At 48.8% G+C, this 15,222-nt stretch carries 19 protein-coding genes; 9 read left to right on the forward strand and 10 right to left on the reverse strand.

Translation table 11 applies throughout. The annotated features are described in order from the left end of the window. Positions 1–396: 396 nt before the first annotated feature. The 3 genes from ACKFKF_RS17455 (at position 397) to ACKFKF_RS17465 (ending at position 1,526) form a co-directional block, all read left to right on the forward strand. The gene (locus ACKFKF_RS17455) at positions 397–747 is read left to right on the forward strand and encodes a YkgJ family cysteine cluster protein (protein WP_446868851.1); all 351 of its coding nucleotides are present in this window, start codon (positions 397–399) and stop codon (positions 745–747) included. A 65-nt stretch (positions 748–812) separates the two neighbouring features. After that, the gene (locus ACKFKF_RS17460) at positions 813–1,208 is read left to right on the forward strand and encodes a TMEM165/GDT1 family protein (protein WP_446868852.1); all 396 of its coding nucleotides are present in this window, start codon (positions 813–815) and stop codon (positions 1,206–1,208) included. A 24-nt stretch (positions 1,209–1,232) separates the two neighbouring features. Continuing rightward, a complete protein-coding gene (locus ACKFKF_RS17465) occupies positions 1,233–1,526 on the forward strand; it encodes a TMEM165/GDT1 family protein (RefSeq protein ID WP_446868853.1) in 294 nt (97 codons plus the stop codon). Positions 1,527–1,609: 83 nt separating this feature from the next. On the opposite strand, the gene ACKFKF_RS17470 is transcribed toward ACKFKF_RS17465, so the two are convergent. Then, complete coding sequence (locus ACKFKF_RS17470) at positions 1,610–2,128, reverse strand: DUF4149 domain-containing protein (protein WP_446868854.1); 519 nt, start codon at positions 2,126–2,128, stop codon at positions 1,610–1,612. 564 nt (positions 2,129–2,692) lie between these two features. Here ACKFKF_RS17470 and ACKFKF_RS17475 point away from each other — a divergent pair. Then, the gene (locus tag ACKFKF_RS17475) at positions 2,693–3,277 is read left to right on the forward strand and encodes a DUF2808 domain-containing protein (protein WP_446868855.1); all 585 of its coding nucleotides are present in this window, start codon (positions 2,693–2,695) and stop codon (positions 3,275–3,277) included. A 187-nt stretch (positions 3,278–3,464) separates the two neighbouring features. Here the strand turns inward: ACKFKF_RS17475 and ACKFKF_RS17480 are convergent, their stop codons facing one another. The 4 genes from ACKFKF_RS17480 to ACKFKF_RS17495 all read right to left on the reverse strand — a co-directional run bounded on the left by ACKFKF_RS17480 (position 3,465) and on the right by ACKFKF_RS17495 (position 5,324). Continuing rightward, complete coding sequence (locus ACKFKF_RS17480; protein ID WP_446868856.1) at positions 3,465–3,818, reverse strand: phenylpyruvate tautomerase MIF-related protein; 354 nt, start codon at positions 3,816–3,818, stop codon at positions 3,465–3,467. A 75-nt stretch (positions 3,819–3,893) separates the two neighbouring features. After that, positions 3,894–4,373 (reverse strand): flavin reductase family protein, encoded by a 480-nt coding sequence (locus tag ACKFKF_RS17485; protein ID WP_446860932.1) that lies wholly within the window; start codon positions 4,371–4,373, stop codon positions 3,894–3,896. A gap of 197 nt (positions 4,374–4,570) precedes the next feature. Continuing rightward, positions 4,571–4,690, reverse strand: a complete 120-nt coding sequence (locus tag ACKFKF_RS17490) for a photosystem II protein Y (RefSeq protein ID WP_446860933.1) — start codon at positions 4,688–4,690, stop codon at positions 4,571–4,573. A gap of 70 nt (positions 4,691–4,760) precedes the next feature. After that, positions 4,761–5,324 (reverse strand): gamma carbonic anhydrase family protein, encoded by a 564-nt coding sequence (locus ACKFKF_RS17495; RefSeq protein WP_446868857.1) that lies wholly within the window; start codon positions 5,322–5,324, stop codon positions 4,761–4,763. Positions 5,325–5,415: 91 nt separating this feature from the next. Here ACKFKF_RS17495 and ACKFKF_RS17500 point away from each other — a divergent pair, with 91 nt between their 5' ends. The 3 genes from ACKFKF_RS17500 to ACKFKF_RS17510 all read left to right on the forward strand — a co-directional run bounded on the left by ACKFKF_RS17500 (position 5,416) and on the right by ACKFKF_RS17510 (position 7,830). After that, positions 5,416–5,925, forward strand: a complete 510-nt coding sequence (locus tag ACKFKF_RS17500; protein ID WP_446860935.1) for a TIGR02652 family protein — start codon at positions 5,416–5,418, stop codon at positions 5,923–5,925. A gap of 89 nt (positions 5,926–6,014) precedes the next feature. After that, a complete protein-coding gene (locus ACKFKF_RS17505) occupies positions 6,015–6,419 on the forward strand; it encodes a VOC family protein (protein ID WP_446868858.1) in 405 nt (134 codons plus the stop codon). Between the two features lie 22 nt (positions 6,420–6,441). Beyond that, the gene (locus ACKFKF_RS17510) at positions 6,442–7,830 is read left to right on the forward strand and encodes an AAA family ATPase (RefSeq protein WP_446868859.1); all 1,389 of its coding nucleotides are present in this window, start codon (positions 6,442–6,444) and stop codon (positions 7,828–7,830) included. Positions 7,831–8,137: 307 nt separating this feature from the next. On the opposite strand, the gene ACKFKF_RS17515 is transcribed toward ACKFKF_RS17510, so the two are convergent. Further along, a complete protein-coding gene (locus ACKFKF_RS17515) occupies positions 8,138–8,494 on the reverse strand; it encodes a hypothetical protein (RefSeq protein ID WP_446868860.1) in 357 nt (118 codons plus the stop codon). A gap of 104 nt (positions 8,495–8,598) precedes the next feature. Between ACKFKF_RS17515 and ACKFKF_RS17520 the strand changes: the two genes are divergently transcribed. After that, positions 8,599–9,774, forward strand: a complete 1,176-nt coding sequence (locus ACKFKF_RS17520) for an AI-2E family transporter (protein ID WP_446868861.1) — start codon at positions 8,599–8,601, stop codon at positions 9,772–9,774. Positions 9,775–9,816: 42 nt separating this feature from the next. Here the strand turns inward: ACKFKF_RS17520 and ACKFKF_RS17525 are convergent, their stop codons facing one another. The 4 genes from ACKFKF_RS17525 to ACKFKF_RS17540 form a co-directional block, all read right to left on the reverse strand. Continuing rightward, complete coding sequence (locus tag ACKFKF_RS17525; RefSeq protein WP_446868862.1) at positions 9,817–10,461, reverse strand: peptidase; 645 nt, start codon at positions 10,459–10,461, stop codon at positions 9,817–9,819. A 107-nt stretch (positions 10,462–10,568) separates the two neighbouring features. Next, positions 10,569–10,802, reverse strand: coding sequence for a preprotein translocase subunit SecG (gene secG, locus ACKFKF_RS17530; RefSeq protein ID WP_446860941.1), 234 nt, complete (start codon positions 10,800–10,802; stop codon positions 10,569–10,571). A gap of 35 nt (positions 10,803–10,837) precedes the next feature. Beyond that, complete coding sequence (gpmI, locus tag ACKFKF_RS17535; RefSeq protein WP_446868863.1) at positions 10,838–12,436, reverse strand: 2,3-bisphosphoglycerate-independent phosphoglycerate mutase; 1,599 nt, start codon at positions 12,434–12,436, stop codon at positions 10,838–10,840. A 225-nt stretch (positions 12,437–12,661) separates the two neighbouring features. Further along, positions 12,662–14,380 (reverse strand): ABC-F family ATP-binding cassette domain-containing protein, encoded by a 1,719-nt coding sequence (locus ACKFKF_RS17540; protein WP_446860943.1) that lies wholly within the window; start codon positions 14,378–14,380, stop codon positions 12,662–12,664. Positions 14,381–14,543: 163 nt separating this feature from the next. On the opposite strand from ACKFKF_RS17540, the gene hisIE reads away from it, so the two are divergent. Continuing rightward, on the forward strand, positions 14,544–15,191 hold the full coding sequence (gene hisIE, locus ACKFKF_RS17545) for a bifunctional phosphoribosyl-AMP cyclohydrolase/phosphoribosyl-ATP diphosphatase HisIE (RefSeq protein WP_446868864.1): 648 nt from the start codon (positions 14,544–14,546) through the stop codon (positions 15,189–15,191). Positions 15,192–15,222: the final 31 nt, after the last annotated feature.

Genomic DNA, 15,222 nt, shown 5'->3' on the forward strand with positions numbered 1-15,222 from the left:
TTTCTACTGACACTGACTAGTTAATCGTACTACATCTACTTGAAAAATGCTGTAGCAATCCTAAATAAGTCATGAACAGATTTTTGTCGCTCCGTTCCAGTCCGCTTCGCCCCCTAAATCCCCCAGAATGGGGGACTTTGAAACTGGGGAATGGGTCTTGAAATCTAGGAAGTCTCTCGGCTCAAAGTCCCCCAACTTTGGGGGATTTAGGGGGCACGATCAATGCTGCATTTCACGAGTGATTTAGGATTGCTATAGATGCCCTCCGACTGCTCTTGCAAAGCTAATATTAATCGCCAGGTATTCTGAATAACGAAGCGAAGACCTGATCGAATTGATGCCCTTTTAGCCTCTCATCTGGTTAGACTGATAGACTGAGCAAATAAACTTACTATCATGGCTACCTGGATCTGCGTCAAACAATGCGGTGCTTGCTGTCACCTCGACCCCACCGATCGCCCCGAACTGCCCGATTACCTTTCACCTCCCGAACTCGACCTCTACCTGAGTATGGTTGGCGAAGACGGCTGGTGCGTCAACTACGACCAGACCAATCGCGAATGTCAGATCTATGAAAAGCGACCTCGGTTTTGTCGCGTCGAGTCTGAAACCTTTCAGCAAATGTATGGCGTTGAGCCAGAAGAACTGAATAACTTTGCGATCGACTGTTGTCGCCAGCAGATTGAGGGCGTGTATGGCGATCGCAGTCTAGAAATGGTGCGATTTGATCAAGCTGTCGGAATTTGAAGAAAGATTGCCAATCAGAGAGAAGTCCTGGATAATGAAAGAAATGTGAAAACCAAAATGTAGCTATGGCGCTTACAGAACTCTCGATTGCTCAGTTGGCTGAGTCTGATTTAGAAGCTGATCAGGTGATTGCGACGGCAGTTGTCGTTTCTCGACCCGATCTCAGTCAGCCCTCAAAGTGGAGTTTCTGGAGCGTTTTTGGTTCCACATTCGTCACAATTTTTCTAGCAGAATTGGGCGACAAGACACAAATCGCCACCCTGTTAATGAGCGCCGAATCTCACGCGCCCTGGGTTGTTTTTGCAGGTTCGGCCACGGCTTTGATTGCCACCAGCTTGATCGGGGTTCTGATTGGTCGCTGGCTTTGCACTCGCCTCTCCCCCAAAACATTAGAGAAAGCAACAGGCACGCTTTTACTCTTCATTTCTTTGTTGCTGCTGCTCGACGTGATTCAACCGTAGCCCCCTATTTTTGAGATTCGCTTTATGGACTGGCACCTTTTAGGTTTAAGCTTTATCACCGTTTTTTTGGCAGAGTTAGGCGATAAGAGTCAACTAGCAGCGATCGCCCTCAGTGGTAGCAACTGCAAGTATCCCAAAGCGGTTTTCTTAGGGACGATCGCTGCTCTCATTCTGGCCAGCTTGATTGGGGTGATAGTCGGTGAAGGAACGGCTCAAGTGCTGCCTGCTCGTCTCGCCAAGGCGATCGCTGCTTTTGGGTTTGCCGTTTTAGCCATTCGTTTACTGTGGTTTAACCGCGAGTCAGAAGAAACGCCCTAACATTCAAGGAAGAAACGTCATAATAAAAGCCCCCAGCGAACCGGAGGCAATTTGGAGTTTCACCGCATTCTGTTGTACCAAACTTATCTGAGTGGTTCGGAAGGACGATCAAGCGTCCAACCCAAAAGCACGCCTCCCGCTACAAACTTGATCATTTCCAAAATCCAATAGCTGATGTGAAGTTGATTCATCCCGTCGGGGGTCGCGATCGACGACTCAAACAAATCGAGTTGTATCCCTAAAGCCCCCATTTCTGGCGTGATGAAATAGGTGCAGATCATCGCCGACGACAGTAGCAAAAGTGATAACAACACACTAGTTCGTTTGCTGTTTGCAGTCATTTTGCGCTGCACGAGTACGCCCGTCACCACTAGCGCTGCACAGAGCAATTCGATTCGATTAAAGATCCAAAAAATCCCATAGCCTGCGGGGACAAAATCAGGCTGAGACATCATTCCTGAAGCGTAGAGACTCGGCATGATCACCAAATCCAAAAACAGGCTGGCACCCAACCAAAACGCCAAAGTTAAGGTCAAGATCTTGTGCCATGCGACAGACTGGGAGGAAGCAGGTCTGAAATCAACCTTAGAACTAACCGTCATAAAAGCCTCTATTTCATGTCTCATTTGTAGGCTAACAAAAATCTGTTTGAAACTGCGACAATCCACAAGAAACTTAGTAAAAGAACGGCTCTTCTTTTTGGGTTAAAAGATTAGCTTTAAAAGCAATAAACCTGACGGAAGATTGTCAGGTCTACTACAAAAATATTGGAGAGCCAGGTACATTACTAAGTGTGTGCTTTCTGCAACTCAAAAGGTCTGAAAATAATTTCAATCCCTCCTGATCAACGATCGTACAAACTAGATAAGAACAGTAGCCAACATGTACTTCTTGAGAGTTGCAGTTGCTTTGGGAAGGAGACACGTCCCAAAAAGCGGTTGGTTAGAGAGACTGAAGTGATGTCTCTTTGTGTCTGTATAAACAGTAGCATCCACGATTTGGAAAATTGGCGATCGTGAATGGATAAAAATCCAATTTAATAGAAGGTAATATTTGCTTAAACTGCGACACAAAGCAGTCCAAAAAGCGATCGCTTAGACTAAAAACAGCACTTCTAGACCGATCACTTTCCCAAAATTACAATTAAACAAACCTTAAAATCAGTCATGCTCAAACGTCTTGCCCTGTCGATCGCAGCCACCATTATTTCGTCTATCGGAGCCAATCTGGGAGATGCGACCCAACCTGCTCAAGCTGTCCAATTGGCTGATGGCACGGTTTACTTTACATCGCCCCCTCGACTGGTCGGAGCCTCTACCACATTTAACTCAGTGCAAGCGTGGTCAGCCACTTATTACTTCACGATGAATTTGCTGGAGAATGCAGGCGAGCCGTTACAGCGCGTCACCATTGCCCAGGACGAAGGCACCGACACCATCCGATTTGACCCCAAGCGAATTGAGGCCTTTGAAGGAGAACGAAACCGTTTGGGCGCAAAAATTCCCCTTCAGGCAACGGTTGATCGCAAAGCTCGATCGGTTTCCATCACCTTCGATCCGCCTGTGGCACCGGGAAGACTGGTGACGATCGCCCTATCCCCTGACCAAAATCCCCTCTATGGCGGCGTTTATCTGTTTGGCGTGACGGCCTTTCCAACTGGAGAAAAGTCCCACGGTCAGTTTCTAGGCTTTGGGCGACTGCACTTCTACGAAAGCGGCCCCAGTTTTTTTAGAGGCTCAATTTTCCATTAACGTCAGTTCGATGAGAGTGACTCGCTTCGTTTCAATCGGCTTCAGCCCCCTAAATCCCCCACAAGTGAGGGACTTTGAACGAGAAATATTGTCTCAAAGTCCCCCAAAATTGGGGGGTTGGGGGGCAGAAGTGCTGAATAACGAAGTGAGAAAACTCTATCGAATTCACGTTCCATTAAGGGCTGACTTACCCAAACGTTGTGCCATTCCAGCCCCACATTGCACCCTTGGCATCAGTAAACTCAATGTAGATCCGATCGATCGCCACACCTAACCCCTCATTCACCTGCTGACAAAACGTCTGGCTCATCTCTTTTGTCTGAACAGCACTCATCGAACCAATGCTCTTAATTTCGATATAGCAAGCTGGATCGGTCGTGCCCGCAAAGGTCATCGCGACACTGGGTTCGAGTAGCGTCATCACGTAAGATTCGGGCTTTCCAGTTTGTTTGGCGAGACTGGCAGAAAGCGTTTTGAGTAGAGTGGCGATCGTCGTGGGATTGGGAGAGGCGATCGAAGTCTGAACTTTGATGAACGGCATAAGCAAAGGATGAGGGATGAATACATGTCAATAATACAGATCTCTTCACCCGTTCATTCCATTGCTAACCCATTGCTAACCGCCGTACTGCCAGCCTGTGCTTTCGAGTCGTAGCGGGTCGCCTTCTCGATGAATGCCTGCGGCAATCACTTCGCCTACAAAAACGGTGTGATCGCCTTTATCCACCATGCCTACAACTTGACATTCGACATAGCCAAGCGAGTCTGAAATAATCGGGCAGCCCGTTTCACCGAGATAAAAATCAACATCCTCAAACTTATTGCCGACTCGACGCTGAGGCTTAAAAAACTTTTGCGCCATTTCTTTCTGACCCGCTTCGAGAATACTCAGGGCAAAAACGCCACTCGATCGAATCATCGCATTAGAGCCAGAATCCTGCTTAACACAATTGACCACCAGCGGCGGCGTGAAAGAAGCCTGCATCACCCAGCTTGCTGTAAAACCATTCACCTCTTCTCCGTCCTTTACACCACACACATACAGCCCGTGGGGGATTTTGCGGAGCATGGTCTTTTTAGCCTGTTCATCCAACATCGAGTCACCTGATTGAAGTCTCTAAAATTAAGCTTAACAAGCTAGAAATCCTGGAGATCATTATTTTTTACGTGGGGCAACCCCTTGCGGGTAAGGAGATTGCACTCCATCTCATAAGACAAATCCGGCTCTCCCTAATTTCAGAAAAGTCGGATCTGTCAATAATCTGTCAACAATCTAACCGTAAGCGAATCTGACTATTTGGCCAAGAAAGCTTGCACTTGCTTGATGGCGGCAGGAAGAATTCGAGAAATTGCCCAGCCTCCAGCAGCCAAAATCGGAAACAAAACAATCAATACACGAAAGTCGAAATCCATAACCGTGTTCTCTCTAAAGGCTTTGTTATCTTTCAGTTGTACCGCATTTGGGTACGTTTTCAAAGTACTTTCATTTTTGTGAAGCTGACTGATGAAAGCCTAGATCGCTCCCTTTTCCAGCGTGAACTAAAGCCAGCTTTTCGTACTGTTGAGCATGTTCGATCAGATGAGTAACTTCAGCCTCAGACAGATCGCGCAATGGTTTGGCAGGCACGCCGACGACAAGCGATCGCGCCGCTACATCCTTCGTCACCACTGACCCTGCCCCAATGATGCTCCCTGCTCCGACGCGCACCCCATCTAAGATGATCGCCCCAATCCCAATCAAACTACCTCGCTCGACATAGGCACTATGAATGACTGCCCGATGGCCCACCGTTACGTAATCTTCCAAAACCGTCGGTTTGCCCGGATCTCCATGTAAAATTGCACCGTCTTGGATATTAGTGCTGGCTCCAACCACAATGCGTTCGACATCGCCTCGGACGATCGCGCCATACCAGATACTTGCCCCTGCGGCCACTTCTACCTGACCGATCACAGTCGCATTGGGGGCGACAAAAGCCGCTTGAGAGAGATCGGGAGGCGACCAATAAGATGGGGTAAATCGAAAAGATTGGTTGAAGTTATTCACAGTTCGGCAGAATGGGGCTAGAGGAGGAAACTTCCCTAGTTATAATAATTTCACGCTTCTCCATGCACAATTACATGATCGCTTGCACTTCATGACCAGCCCAGGTTTTCAATATCCAATTTTTGGCCCAGAGATTCAGTGCCCTCACTGTCGTCAGACAATCCCGGCGTTGACTCTGACAGACACCTATCTGTGCCAGCGTCATGGTGCATTTGAGTCAGACCCCAAAACAGGCGAACTCATTCATCTTCAGTCTGGACGACACTGGCGACTGTGGAAAGATGAGTGGTATCGACAACACACCCACCCAGATGGGATTCGATTTGAGATCCATGAGGCCCTCGATCGTCTTTACACTCAGGGCTATCGAGCCACACGAGTCATCATCGCCCAGCGCTACAAAGAGCTAATCAGCACTTATCTAGAGCGCAGCACTCCCTGGCGTGGACAAAACGATGCTCAAAAACCCCGTCTCTATGGTCTCCCGGTTGAGTTTAGCCCCGATCCCAAAGAAGAACCGTGTTGGGATGTCATCAATTTTGACTTAGAAAAAGAACCCGGTGCCCCTGTCCGCTATCCCTACTTTCGACTCTTTGAATAAAACTATTTGAATAAAACTCAGAGGGATTCAGCGATCGAGGACGAAAACCAAACTTAAAGTTCCTCCCTCCTCCCTCCTCCCTATTTCTTATGCATCACGTTTCGATTCGGACGGCTGATATCTTTCGGGCGATCGCTTTCTACGAGCGTTTAGGGTTCACCGTGCAGGAGCGATTTACGACGGGCTATACGCTGGCCTGCTGGATGGAAGGACTCGGCCGCATTGAGTTGATCCAGATTCCTGAGCCGCACCCTGCTCCCGATGCCTTTGGAGATGAGCATTATGTAGGGTACTATCATCTCTCGTTTGACTTGAGCGAAATCACGGATAGTTTGCCTGATTGGTTAGAGAGTTTGAAGCAGCAGGACGATTCTTTGAAGGTGCTTTTGGAGCCGACCCAGCAAATGATTGGCGATCGGGTCTACGAAGTCGCCTTTATCGCGGATGCGGATGGCTTGCCTCTAGAATTGATTCGTGAAATGAAATCGCCCTGAGTTGCTCTTCATCAAAACTTCCATGCCCGAACCTTTCTCAGACAATTGGACGTATCTCAAAGTAGAACTAAGTTGGCTAGAACGGTTGCTTTTATTAGCTGTGACGCGACAAAAAAAGGAGTCTAAGGAAGTCGATCGAATCGCTCAAACTCGCGCCGATCGAGCCACGGCTCACTGGTGGAAAGGCATGGTCAGCCTGGATGGACTGGTCGCTTACGAGTCGCCTGTGCCCCAAAAAGTAGAGTCCTCCGAAGCGCCCAAAGGCAACTACCAGCAGCAAATTGAGGCGAGAGTCAAGGCGAGTCAGCAGCAGGGCATCATTTTGGCGTTACCAACTCTGTGCGATCGACTCAATCTAACCCCGTTTGAGAAGAATCTAATTTTGATGGCGATCGCGCCAGAAGTGCATCGTCGATATGCCCAGTTGTATGAATATTTGCAGGGAAAAGACGGCACTCACGCCAATCTTCCCAGTGTTGATCTGGCGTTGCGGTTGTTTTGTCGAAAAGATGACGAGTGGAAAGCAGCGCGATCGTCTCTCACAAATTGCAGTCCATTAATTCAGCATCAATTGGTAGAACTGGTTTTCTCGCAAGAAGCGCCGTTGTTAAATCGACTGATCAAACTATCAGATTCATTAGTGAATTTTTTGCTGTGCGATCGTCCCACTCTGTCAGATTTAGATCAACTATTAAATTCAAAAGCCCACACTTCACACCTCACGCCTCACGCCTCACATCCTCACACTTTCTCAGATCTGGTTTTGCCAGATTCTCTAATCGAAACGCTGCAAAATTTTTGTTTTCAAATGAAGTTTTCTTCACAAGTCGAAGCCTGGGAATTTGGGCCACCCAAAGGAATCTTGGCTCTGATGGTAGGCGCTAAAGGAACTGGAAAAACGATCGCTGCTAAAACGATCGCCCACACTTTACAAACTCCTTTAACATCCGTCAACTTATTAGAAATCACTCACCATACTGAATTGCTTACAGAAATCTTGACCGAATCGCCCAAAATTCTACTCATCAAGTCGGCTCACATCTGGTTAGGAAGACAGTCGCCCCTAACTCGATCAGAAGTGCATCAATTTCTTAAAGCACGGCAAGAACCCCAATACTTAACATTTATGACTGTTGAGAGAATGCCTGCAATTCAACAAGCCTGGAAACCGCTCTCAATTTTGCAATTTCCATTTCCTGATGCGAAAGCACGATCGCGCCTTTGGCACCAAGCTTTTTCCTTAAAAGTTCCGCTTAGTGACGATATTGATTGGGATTTTTTAGCGAACAAATTTCCCTTAACAGGTGGCGAAATTCAAACGGTGGCCCGATCGGCTGCTGTTTGGGCGATCGCCGACTCTTCAGAACCCAAGATTGGAATGCGACACTTACTAAAAGCGCTACAAAAGTAATTTCTCCAATGTGAATTCGATTTTTTGGTCACAAGTGAGAGATTTTGAACCGCAGTTCTTCTCTTAAAGTCCCCCAGAATGACGTCAGTTCGATGAACGCTTCGCTTCGCTTTTAGATCCAGGAACGCCCCCTAAATCCCCCACGAGTGAGGGACTTTGAACCAGAATTCCTCTCTGAAAGTCCCCCAAAATTGGGGGGTTGGGGGGCAGAAGCCGTGAACAACGAAGCGGAAAACCTCTTATCGAATTCACGTCAGAATGGGGGGTTGGGGGGCAGGAGCGCCTTTAACGAAGCAAACAACCCAACTTAAGGAAGCCTTCCCACTCGTCCCAATAGCGGAAGCTCGATCGCTTTACGTTTCCACAAGCGCACCATCAGCCACAAATTCACCAAAAAATAGCCCGATGTCAGAAGGCTACCCGTGACCAATAGCGGCAACTGCAACGATTCAGACGTGCTTGCCCCAAAACCGACCAAAAAATAAGCCACCAACCAGCCCAGCGCCAATTTGATCACCAACCGACTCAACGATCGCTCCTGTCTCGTTCCTTGATGTCGATAAAGCGTCCACAGAGCCGGAAAAAAACCAAACACAGGCAGCAGATACAAAAACAGCTTGAGGTGTTGAATGTCGTCGTCTTCAAAGGAATCAAGATCGCGCATAGCCAAAAGTCAGAATTAGGGAGGATGAGCCAGAGTGTGAAGGAGAGGGATAATAAACGTAAGGTTGATGTGAATCGATCGCTACTGTTATTTTTGGCTGCAACATGCACAAAAGCAACAAGCTGCTCAATTGGTGGAACGAAATTACTCCGGTGGCCCGTGTGGTCACGATCGCGCTTACAGCCCCGCTTTTGGTCTTAAATGCCTGGGCTTTCTCATCGATATTTGACTACTTCCACTCGTTAATTGTCATCTTGATCGCGGCATCCCTGCTGACTTTTTTGCTCAATTATCCGGTGGGGTTGATGCAGCAGCATGGGGCAACGCGCGGACGGGCGGCGATCGTCGTCTTTCTGTTTGCGTTGTCGGTGCTGTTGGGGTTGGGCGTGACGCTGGTGCCTCTGGCGATCGAGCAGGCTCAACAACTCGTCGTCCGGTTGCCAGAATGGATCGACTCTGGTCAAAGACAGCTAGTTTTGCTCAACGACCAGCTTGAGGGGGCAGGGTTTCCGATCAATTTGGATATTTTGGCAGAACAGATCAACGATCGCCTCAAAAGTTCGCTACAAGGTCTGACCTCAGAAGTCTTAAATCTGGCCGTCTTTACGGTAACCAGTCTGCTAGATGTGTTGCTAACACTGGTCTTGACGTTTTATCTCTTGCAGCACAGCGACCAACTTTGGGCCAGCCTGGTAGAGTGGTTGCCCGCTAAGATTCGTCAGCCCTTTTCTGAAACGTTGCGCCTTAGCTTTCAAAACTTCTTTTTCGGGCAGTTGATCTCCGCAACGATGATGGGGTCTGCGCTGACAATCATTTTTCTGTTTTTACGGGTGCCCTTTGGCTTGCTGTTTGGGCTGACGATCGGCACAATGGCGCTTGTTCCTTTTGGCGGCTCTGTTGGAATTGCCCTGGTCACCTTGTTGGTGGCGCTGCGTGACATTGGAGTGGGCGTTGAAGTGCTAATTTCTGCGCTAATCGTCCAACAAATTGTCGAAAACCTGATTGCACCCAGAATTATTGGCAGTGTGACGGGGCTAAATCCGGTCTGGGTATTTTTGGCAATTCTCACAGGAGCGAGGGTCGGCGGACTGCTGGGAGTTGTGATTGCGGTGCCGACTGCGGTTGTGATCAAAAGTGCATTGGTTGCCCTGCGATCGCCTACCAGTCCCACAAGTCTAATTTTGACTGAACCCCACGCCCCGTCTCAACCCACGATCCTTGAGGACAAACCTGACAAAAGTGTGAAAGACCTGCGATCAAGCCAGCCTGCTGAAAGTTAAAAAGGGTTGATATGCAGATATGAGAGTTTGTTACAGCAACCGTTAGCTTTTTCCCGTTTTGGGAATTGGCCAGCCCGATCGCGTCGGTTGTTCATAAACTCGCTTAAGCGTATTCACATCTCTCGGAGAAATCAAAGGCGGATTGCGGACTTGAGAAAAGTACAGGGCATCCGTTTGTAGCGGACTGTGCCCCCAAATTCCCAATGCATGACCCAACTCGTGGCGGGCAGAGGCCAACACATAGTCGATCGCCTGATTTGGCTTGACGATCACCGTACAGCGATGCGCCAAGATGGCCGAAGAATTAGAAATCTGCTTCGTGTACAGTTCATATCTCGTCTCAGCCGATCGCACACGAGCCGTACGAAGATTTTGAGACCGTAAAGGAATGGACGATCGTAACACTTGAATATCTGCCTGATCCGGTTCGCTCACAGTTTGCAACGGCAAAAATACAGTCCACTCTTGAATCGCCGTTTGTACCGCTTTTACCCAGGCTTGGGCCCGCTTGTCTCCATCCGTGACAGGTTCGATATAAACCGCGATCGGAAACTGTGACCAAACCAAATACTCTGGCTGAGTCTTCTGAATCTGATCAAAATAGTCGCCCTGAGACCGATCGCCCTGTTGCGCCAGCGTTCTTGGTAGCGGATGCACTTGAGGCGCGGGCAACAGATTCGCTTCCAAGGGATTCAGTCCCAAGAGAAGTAGGCACCCCAGACAGCAGAAAGTTCCCAGACGCACAACTGCTCTGAGAAATCTGTTGCAGAATTGCCCTTTCCAGACGTTCAAGCCTATTTTCCTAACCAGCCAGCACTGAGGATCACCGTAATTCCGATAAACAAAACGGTGAGAATCCAGGTTGCTCGATTTAAGGTCGTTTCGGCACTCTTGGTACTCGTAAAGAGTTGAGCCTGCCCACCCAAACCACTCAGTCCATCCCCTTTGGGACTATGCAACAGCACGAGGACAATCATCCCCGCCGCACAAAACATCCAAATCGCTTTCAAAACGTAAACTGCTGTCATCGTCACAATTCCACAAAACAACTGATAATTCCAGATTACCTGGCAATCTTCACAGGTGTCCGATTTTTACGAACCTCAAACCCGGCAGACTCGATAATCGATCGCCCCGTCATCTCAGAAGGTTGATCCAGCCTGAGAATGTCGAGAATCGTGGGGGCGATATCTGCCAGACGACCATCTTCTCTCAGCGCCACATCCGTCCCGTGTCCCGGAATCTTTAGCCCTTCCCCTTCTACCAGGATAAACGGAACGGGATTTGTCGTGTGCGCCGTCCAGGGGTTTCCTTGCTCGTCCCACATCAGTTCTGCGTTGCCGTGGTCTGCAATGATGATCGCCGTTCCCCCAGCACGATTGACGTTTTCTAATAGACGACCGAGACATTTATCGACCACTTCTAGAGCAGTCACCGTCGCATCCATTTGTCCTGTGTGACCGACCATATCGGGGTTGGCGTAGTTGATCACAATTAGAGAATAAACTTTCTTTTCAACGGCGGCGACGGCCACATCGGTTACAGCCTCGGCAGACATTGCGGGCGCACTGTCGTAGGTCAACACCATCGGACTCGGCACCAACTCTCGATCTTCACCCGGAAAAGGATCTTCTAGTCCGCCGTTAAAAAAGTAGGTGACGTGGGCGTATTTTTCAGTCTCCGCAGTACGAAGCTGGCGCAATCCGTGTTGAGAAATCACTTCACCGAGAATATTATTCAAATTTTGCGGCTCAAAGGCCACCAAAACAGGGAAATGGGGATCGTACTGGGTGAATGTGGCAAACGAGAGCGGTTGAATCTGTTGACGATCGAAGCTATTAAATTTGGGATCGACAAAGACCTGAGTGAGTTGGCGGGCCCGATCGGGGCGAAAGTTAAAAAAGATCACGCCGTCTCCCGCTTCTAGTGCGCCAGGGGCAATGCGGGTGGGCAATACAAATTCATCCGTTTTGCCTGCGTCGTAGGAGGCTTGCAGTACTTCCAAAGCAGAACGCCTATCGCCAGAGCCGTCCTGGGTCATCGTGTCATAGGCGAGTTGTACCCGATCCCAGCGGCGATCGCGATCCATTGCATAATAACGACCGCTGAGCGTTGAAATCTGTCCGATGCCGATACGAGCGATCGCGGCTTCAATCTGGCCGACCGCCTCCAATCCATCGTGGGGCTGGGTGTCTCGCCCGTCGGTAATCACATGCAGGCAGACTGTTTGAATGTTTTGTGCTTTAGCCAATTCAAGTAGCCCAAACAGATGAGTCAAATGAGAATGTACGCCTCCCTCAGAACACAAGCCCACCAGATGTAGCTTGCCGTTACTCTGCCGCACGTCTTCACAAACCTTGACTAACTTAGGATTTTTGAGCAGCGTACCATCTTCGACCGCATCTGAGATTCGCACCAGTTCTTGAGGAACGACTCGACCCGCCCCGATATTGAGATGTCCCACTTCTGAGTTGCCCATTTGACCATCCGGCAGCCCAACATCTTTGCCAGAAGTCCGAATCAACGTGTGAGGGTAGACTTCCCACAAGCTGTTCATCACGGGTGTGTTAGCGGCAGCAATGGCGTTCCCGTCTTTGTCTTCGCGATAACCCCAGCCGTCTAAAATAATTAGCACTACAGGAGAGACAGGCACCTGCGCCATAGTTGAACGCCCTTCCACTAAATATTTCTCCGCAAATGATACCACTGCAACTGAGACCCTTTAACGCCCAAACTCCCGACAAAGTTAATCTGTTTGAGGAGTAAAGAGTGGGTTAAGAAAGCGACAAGGATTGAACCCAATCGCTCAAGGCAATCTTAGCAATCACTAATAAATGGTTAAATTACAGACTGTCTGTTTTGTTTAACCTCTACCTTTGTACTTAGATCAGCGAGCCTTTTGCGTTTTCTTTGCCTTTTCTTTCTCTTTCTGTTTTTCTCGCTTAGATTCCACTTTTGCGGTTTTTTCGGCTTCGATCGCCATTAGTTTATTTTTCTCTTTTTCTTCAGCAATTTTATCGAGATAGTAGTGATAATCTCCCCGATAAAGACGCAGTTCTCCGTCTCGAATTTCGACGACTTTATTGACGGTTTGTGAGATGAAATAGCGATCGTGCGACACAATAATCACGCTGCCATCGTAGTTTTGAATCGCCTCTTCGAGCATCTCTTTGGCAGGAATATCAAGGTGGTTGGTCGGTTCATCTAAGATCAATAAATTGGCGGGACGCAACAGCATTTTTGCCAACGCAAGCCGAGCTTTTTCGCCCCCGCTGAGAGATTCCACTTTTTTGAACACGGTGTCTCCACTAAAGAGAAATCGACCCAACAGCGTCCGCACTTCTTCATTCGTCCACTTCGGAACTTCATCGTGAATGGTTTCGACAACGGTTCTTTGTAAGTCGAGTGCTTCGGCTTGATTTTGCTCAAAATAGCTGGGCAAAACGTTATGATCCCCTAACTTAATGCTGCCGTCGCTGGGGTTTTCCATACCCATAATTAAGTGCAGCAAGGTCGATTTTCCGGCTCCGTTGGGCCCCAAAATGGCAATGCGATCGCCCCGCTCGATCAGCAACTCAGCCCCCAAAAACAAAATCTTTTCGCCGTAGGTGTGCACGAGATCCTTGATGATCACCACTTCTCGACCACTACGAGGAGCCGGAGGAAAGCGAAAATGCAGCGATCGCACATCTGAATCAGGTGCCTCAATCCGCTCAATTTTGTCTAACTGTTTCTCGCGGCTCTTGGCTTGAGTACTGCGGGTGGCACTGGCCCGAAAGCGATCGACAAAGGTTTGCTGTTTTTCTAATTCTTTTTGCTGCCGCTCAAAGGCGCTCATTTGGGCATCCCGCAGTTCGGCTTTTTGGGCTAAGTAGGCGGAATAGTTACCGAGATAGGTGGTAGATACACCGCGCTCAGTTTCGACAATTTGGGTGCAGAGGCGATCGAGAAATTCCCGGTCATGAGAGACGATCACCATCGGGGTAGACAGCCCTTTGAGGTAGGTTTCGAGCCACTCGATCGTTTCTAAATCTAAATGGTTAGTCGGTTCATCCAAGAGCAGCAGATCGGGTTTTTGCAGAAGAATTTTGCCCAAACTCATTCGCATCTGCCAACCGCCACTAAAGGCACTGACTAAGCGATCGCCGTCTTCGCTCTCAAACCCCAGTTCCGGCATAATTTTCTCAATGCGAGACTCCAAGCCATAGCCGTCTAAGGCTTCAAACCGTCGCTGTAGCTTGTCCATTTTGTGGATCAGCTTATCTAATTCTTCTGGGTCAGCCGTCTCCATCGCATGGTGAACTTTGGACAGCGCTTCATGAACGTCGTTGGCTTCTCCAAAGGCTCGCCAAAATTCTTCTCGAACGGTGCGTGTGGGATCGACTTCAAATTCTTGGGTCAGGTAAGCGATGTGTAGACTCGCCGGACGAATCACCTCACCCGTCGTCGGCTCCATTTCGCCTGCAATGATCTTCAGCTGCGTCGATTTGCCAGCCCCATTCACGCCGACCAGACCGACTCGATCGCCGGATTTGACCTCCCAGTTAATATCTTTTAATACTTCGCCAGTGGGATAAATCTTACTGACGTGTTCGAGTCGCAGCATGTTGGGAGGCTCCAGAGGAATCGGTTGGGGAGGATAAACAAATCGTAACAAGAGATGGAGAGATTGTGAAAATCCTCTTTGCCGTGATCGATCTGAAACGTCCTCAGTCAATGAAACTCGCAAATGATATCGTGAGCAGGTGAATGATTAGTGTCTCTTTGCCATGTCAGCTTCCGAATTTCTTTCCGCGCAGTCGATCCCGGTTGAAAAAATTCAGTATGACGATCGGGGTCTGGTTCCTGCGATCGTGCAAGATTATCTTGATGGCACTGTCTTGATGATGGCCTGGATGAATGCGGATTCGCTACAAAAGACCTTGGAGACGGGCGAAACCTGGTTTTGGAGTCGATCGCGCCAGTCATTTTGGAACAAGGGCGCAACGTCGGGACACCTTCAAAAGGTCAAAGCAATTCGGTATGACTGTGACAGCGATGCTTTGTTGGTGACTGTAGAGCAGATTGGTGAGATTGCTTGTCACACAGGAGAGCGCAGTTGTTTTCATCAGGTGAATGGCACGATTACGCCGCCGCCTGCCGATACGCTGTCTCAGGTGTTTGAGGTGATCTGCGATCGTCGGGATCATCCCAGTGAAGGCTCTTACACTCGCAAGCTATTGGATGGCGGCGACAACACAATTCTCAAAAAGATTGGCGAAGAAGCTGCCGAAGTCGTAATGGCTTGTAAAGATGATGATCCCGATGCGATCGCCGGAGAAGCTGCCGACTTGCTCTATCACACATTAGTCGCGATCGCTTACCACAACGTCGATCTCAAAGCCGTCTATCGCAAACTTCAGGAACGCCGCCGATAAGATGACTCGCATTGGAATGAGAATTGAATAA

Source organism: Phormidesmis sp. 146-12 (assembly GCF_052939495.1).

What these genes read in the sequence shown, in the direction of transcription:
- ACKFKF_RS17455 (WP_446868851.1), top strand. Translation starts at nt 397, where the DNA reads ATGGCTACCTGGATCTGCGTCAAACAATGCGGTGCTTGCTGTCACCTC.
- ACKFKF_RS17460 (WP_446868852.1), top strand. Translation starts at nt 813, where the DNA reads ATGGCGCTTACAGAACTCTCGATTGCTCAGTTGGCTGAGTCTGATTTA.
- ACKFKF_RS17465 (WP_446868853.1), top strand. Translation starts at nt 1,233, where the DNA reads ATGGACTGGCACCTTTTAGGTTTAAGCTTTATCACCGTTTTTTTGGCA.
- ACKFKF_RS17470 (WP_446868854.1), bottom strand. Translation starts at nt 2,128, where the DNA reads ATGACGGTTAGTTCTAAGGTTGATTTCAGACCTGCTTCCTCCCAGTCT.
- ACKFKF_RS17475 (WP_446868855.1), top strand. Translation starts at nt 2,693, where the DNA reads ATGCTCAAACGTCTTGCCCTGTCGATCGCAGCCACCATTATTTCGTCT.
- ACKFKF_RS17480 (WP_446868856.1), bottom strand. Translation starts at nt 3,818, where the DNA reads ATGCCGTTCATCAAAGTTCAGACTTCGATCGCCTCTCCCAATCCCACG.
- ACKFKF_RS17485 (WP_446860932.1), bottom strand. Translation starts at nt 4,373, where the DNA reads ATGTTGGATGAACAGGCTAAAAAGACCATGCTCCGCAAAATCCCCCAC.
- ACKFKF_RS17490 (WP_446860933.1), bottom strand. Translation starts at nt 4,690, where the DNA reads ATGGATTTCGACTTTCGTGTATTGATTGTTTTGTTTCCGATTTTGGCT.
- ACKFKF_RS17500 (WP_446860935.1), top strand. Translation starts at nt 5,416, where the DNA reads ATGACCAGCCCAGGTTTTCAATATCCAATTTTTGGCCCAGAGATTCAG.
- ACKFKF_RS17505 (WP_446868858.1), top strand. Translation starts at nt 6,015, where the DNA reads ATGCATCACGTTTCGATTCGGACGGCTGATATCTTTCGGGCGATCGCT.
- ACKFKF_RS17510 (WP_446868859.1), top strand. Translation starts at nt 6,442, where the DNA reads ATGCCCGAACCTTTCTCAGACAATTGGACGTATCTCAAAGTAGAACTA.
- ACKFKF_RS17515 (WP_446868860.1), bottom strand. Translation starts at nt 8,494, where the DNA reads ATGCGCGATCTTGATTCCTTTGAAGACGACGACATTCAACACCTCAAG.
- ACKFKF_RS17520 (WP_446868861.1), top strand. Translation starts at nt 8,599, where the DNA reads ATGCACAAAAGCAACAAGCTGCTCAATTGGTGGAACGAAATTACTCCG.
- secG (WP_446860941.1), bottom strand. Translation starts at nt 10,802, where the DNA reads ATGACAGCAGTTTACGTTTTGAAAGCGATTTGGATGTTTTGTGCGGCG.
- gpmI (WP_446868863.1), bottom strand. Translation starts at nt 12,436, where the DNA reads ATGGCGCAGGTGCCTGTCTCTCCTGTAGTGCTAATTATTTTAGACGGC.
- ACKFKF_RS17540 (WP_446860943.1), bottom strand. Translation starts at nt 14,380, where the DNA reads ATGCTGCGACTCGAACACGTCAGTAAGATTTATCCCACTGGCGAAGTA.
- hisIE (WP_446868864.1), top strand. Translation starts at nt 14,544, where the DNA reads ATGTCAGCTTCCGAATTTCTTTCCGCGCAGTCGATCCCGGTTGAAAAA.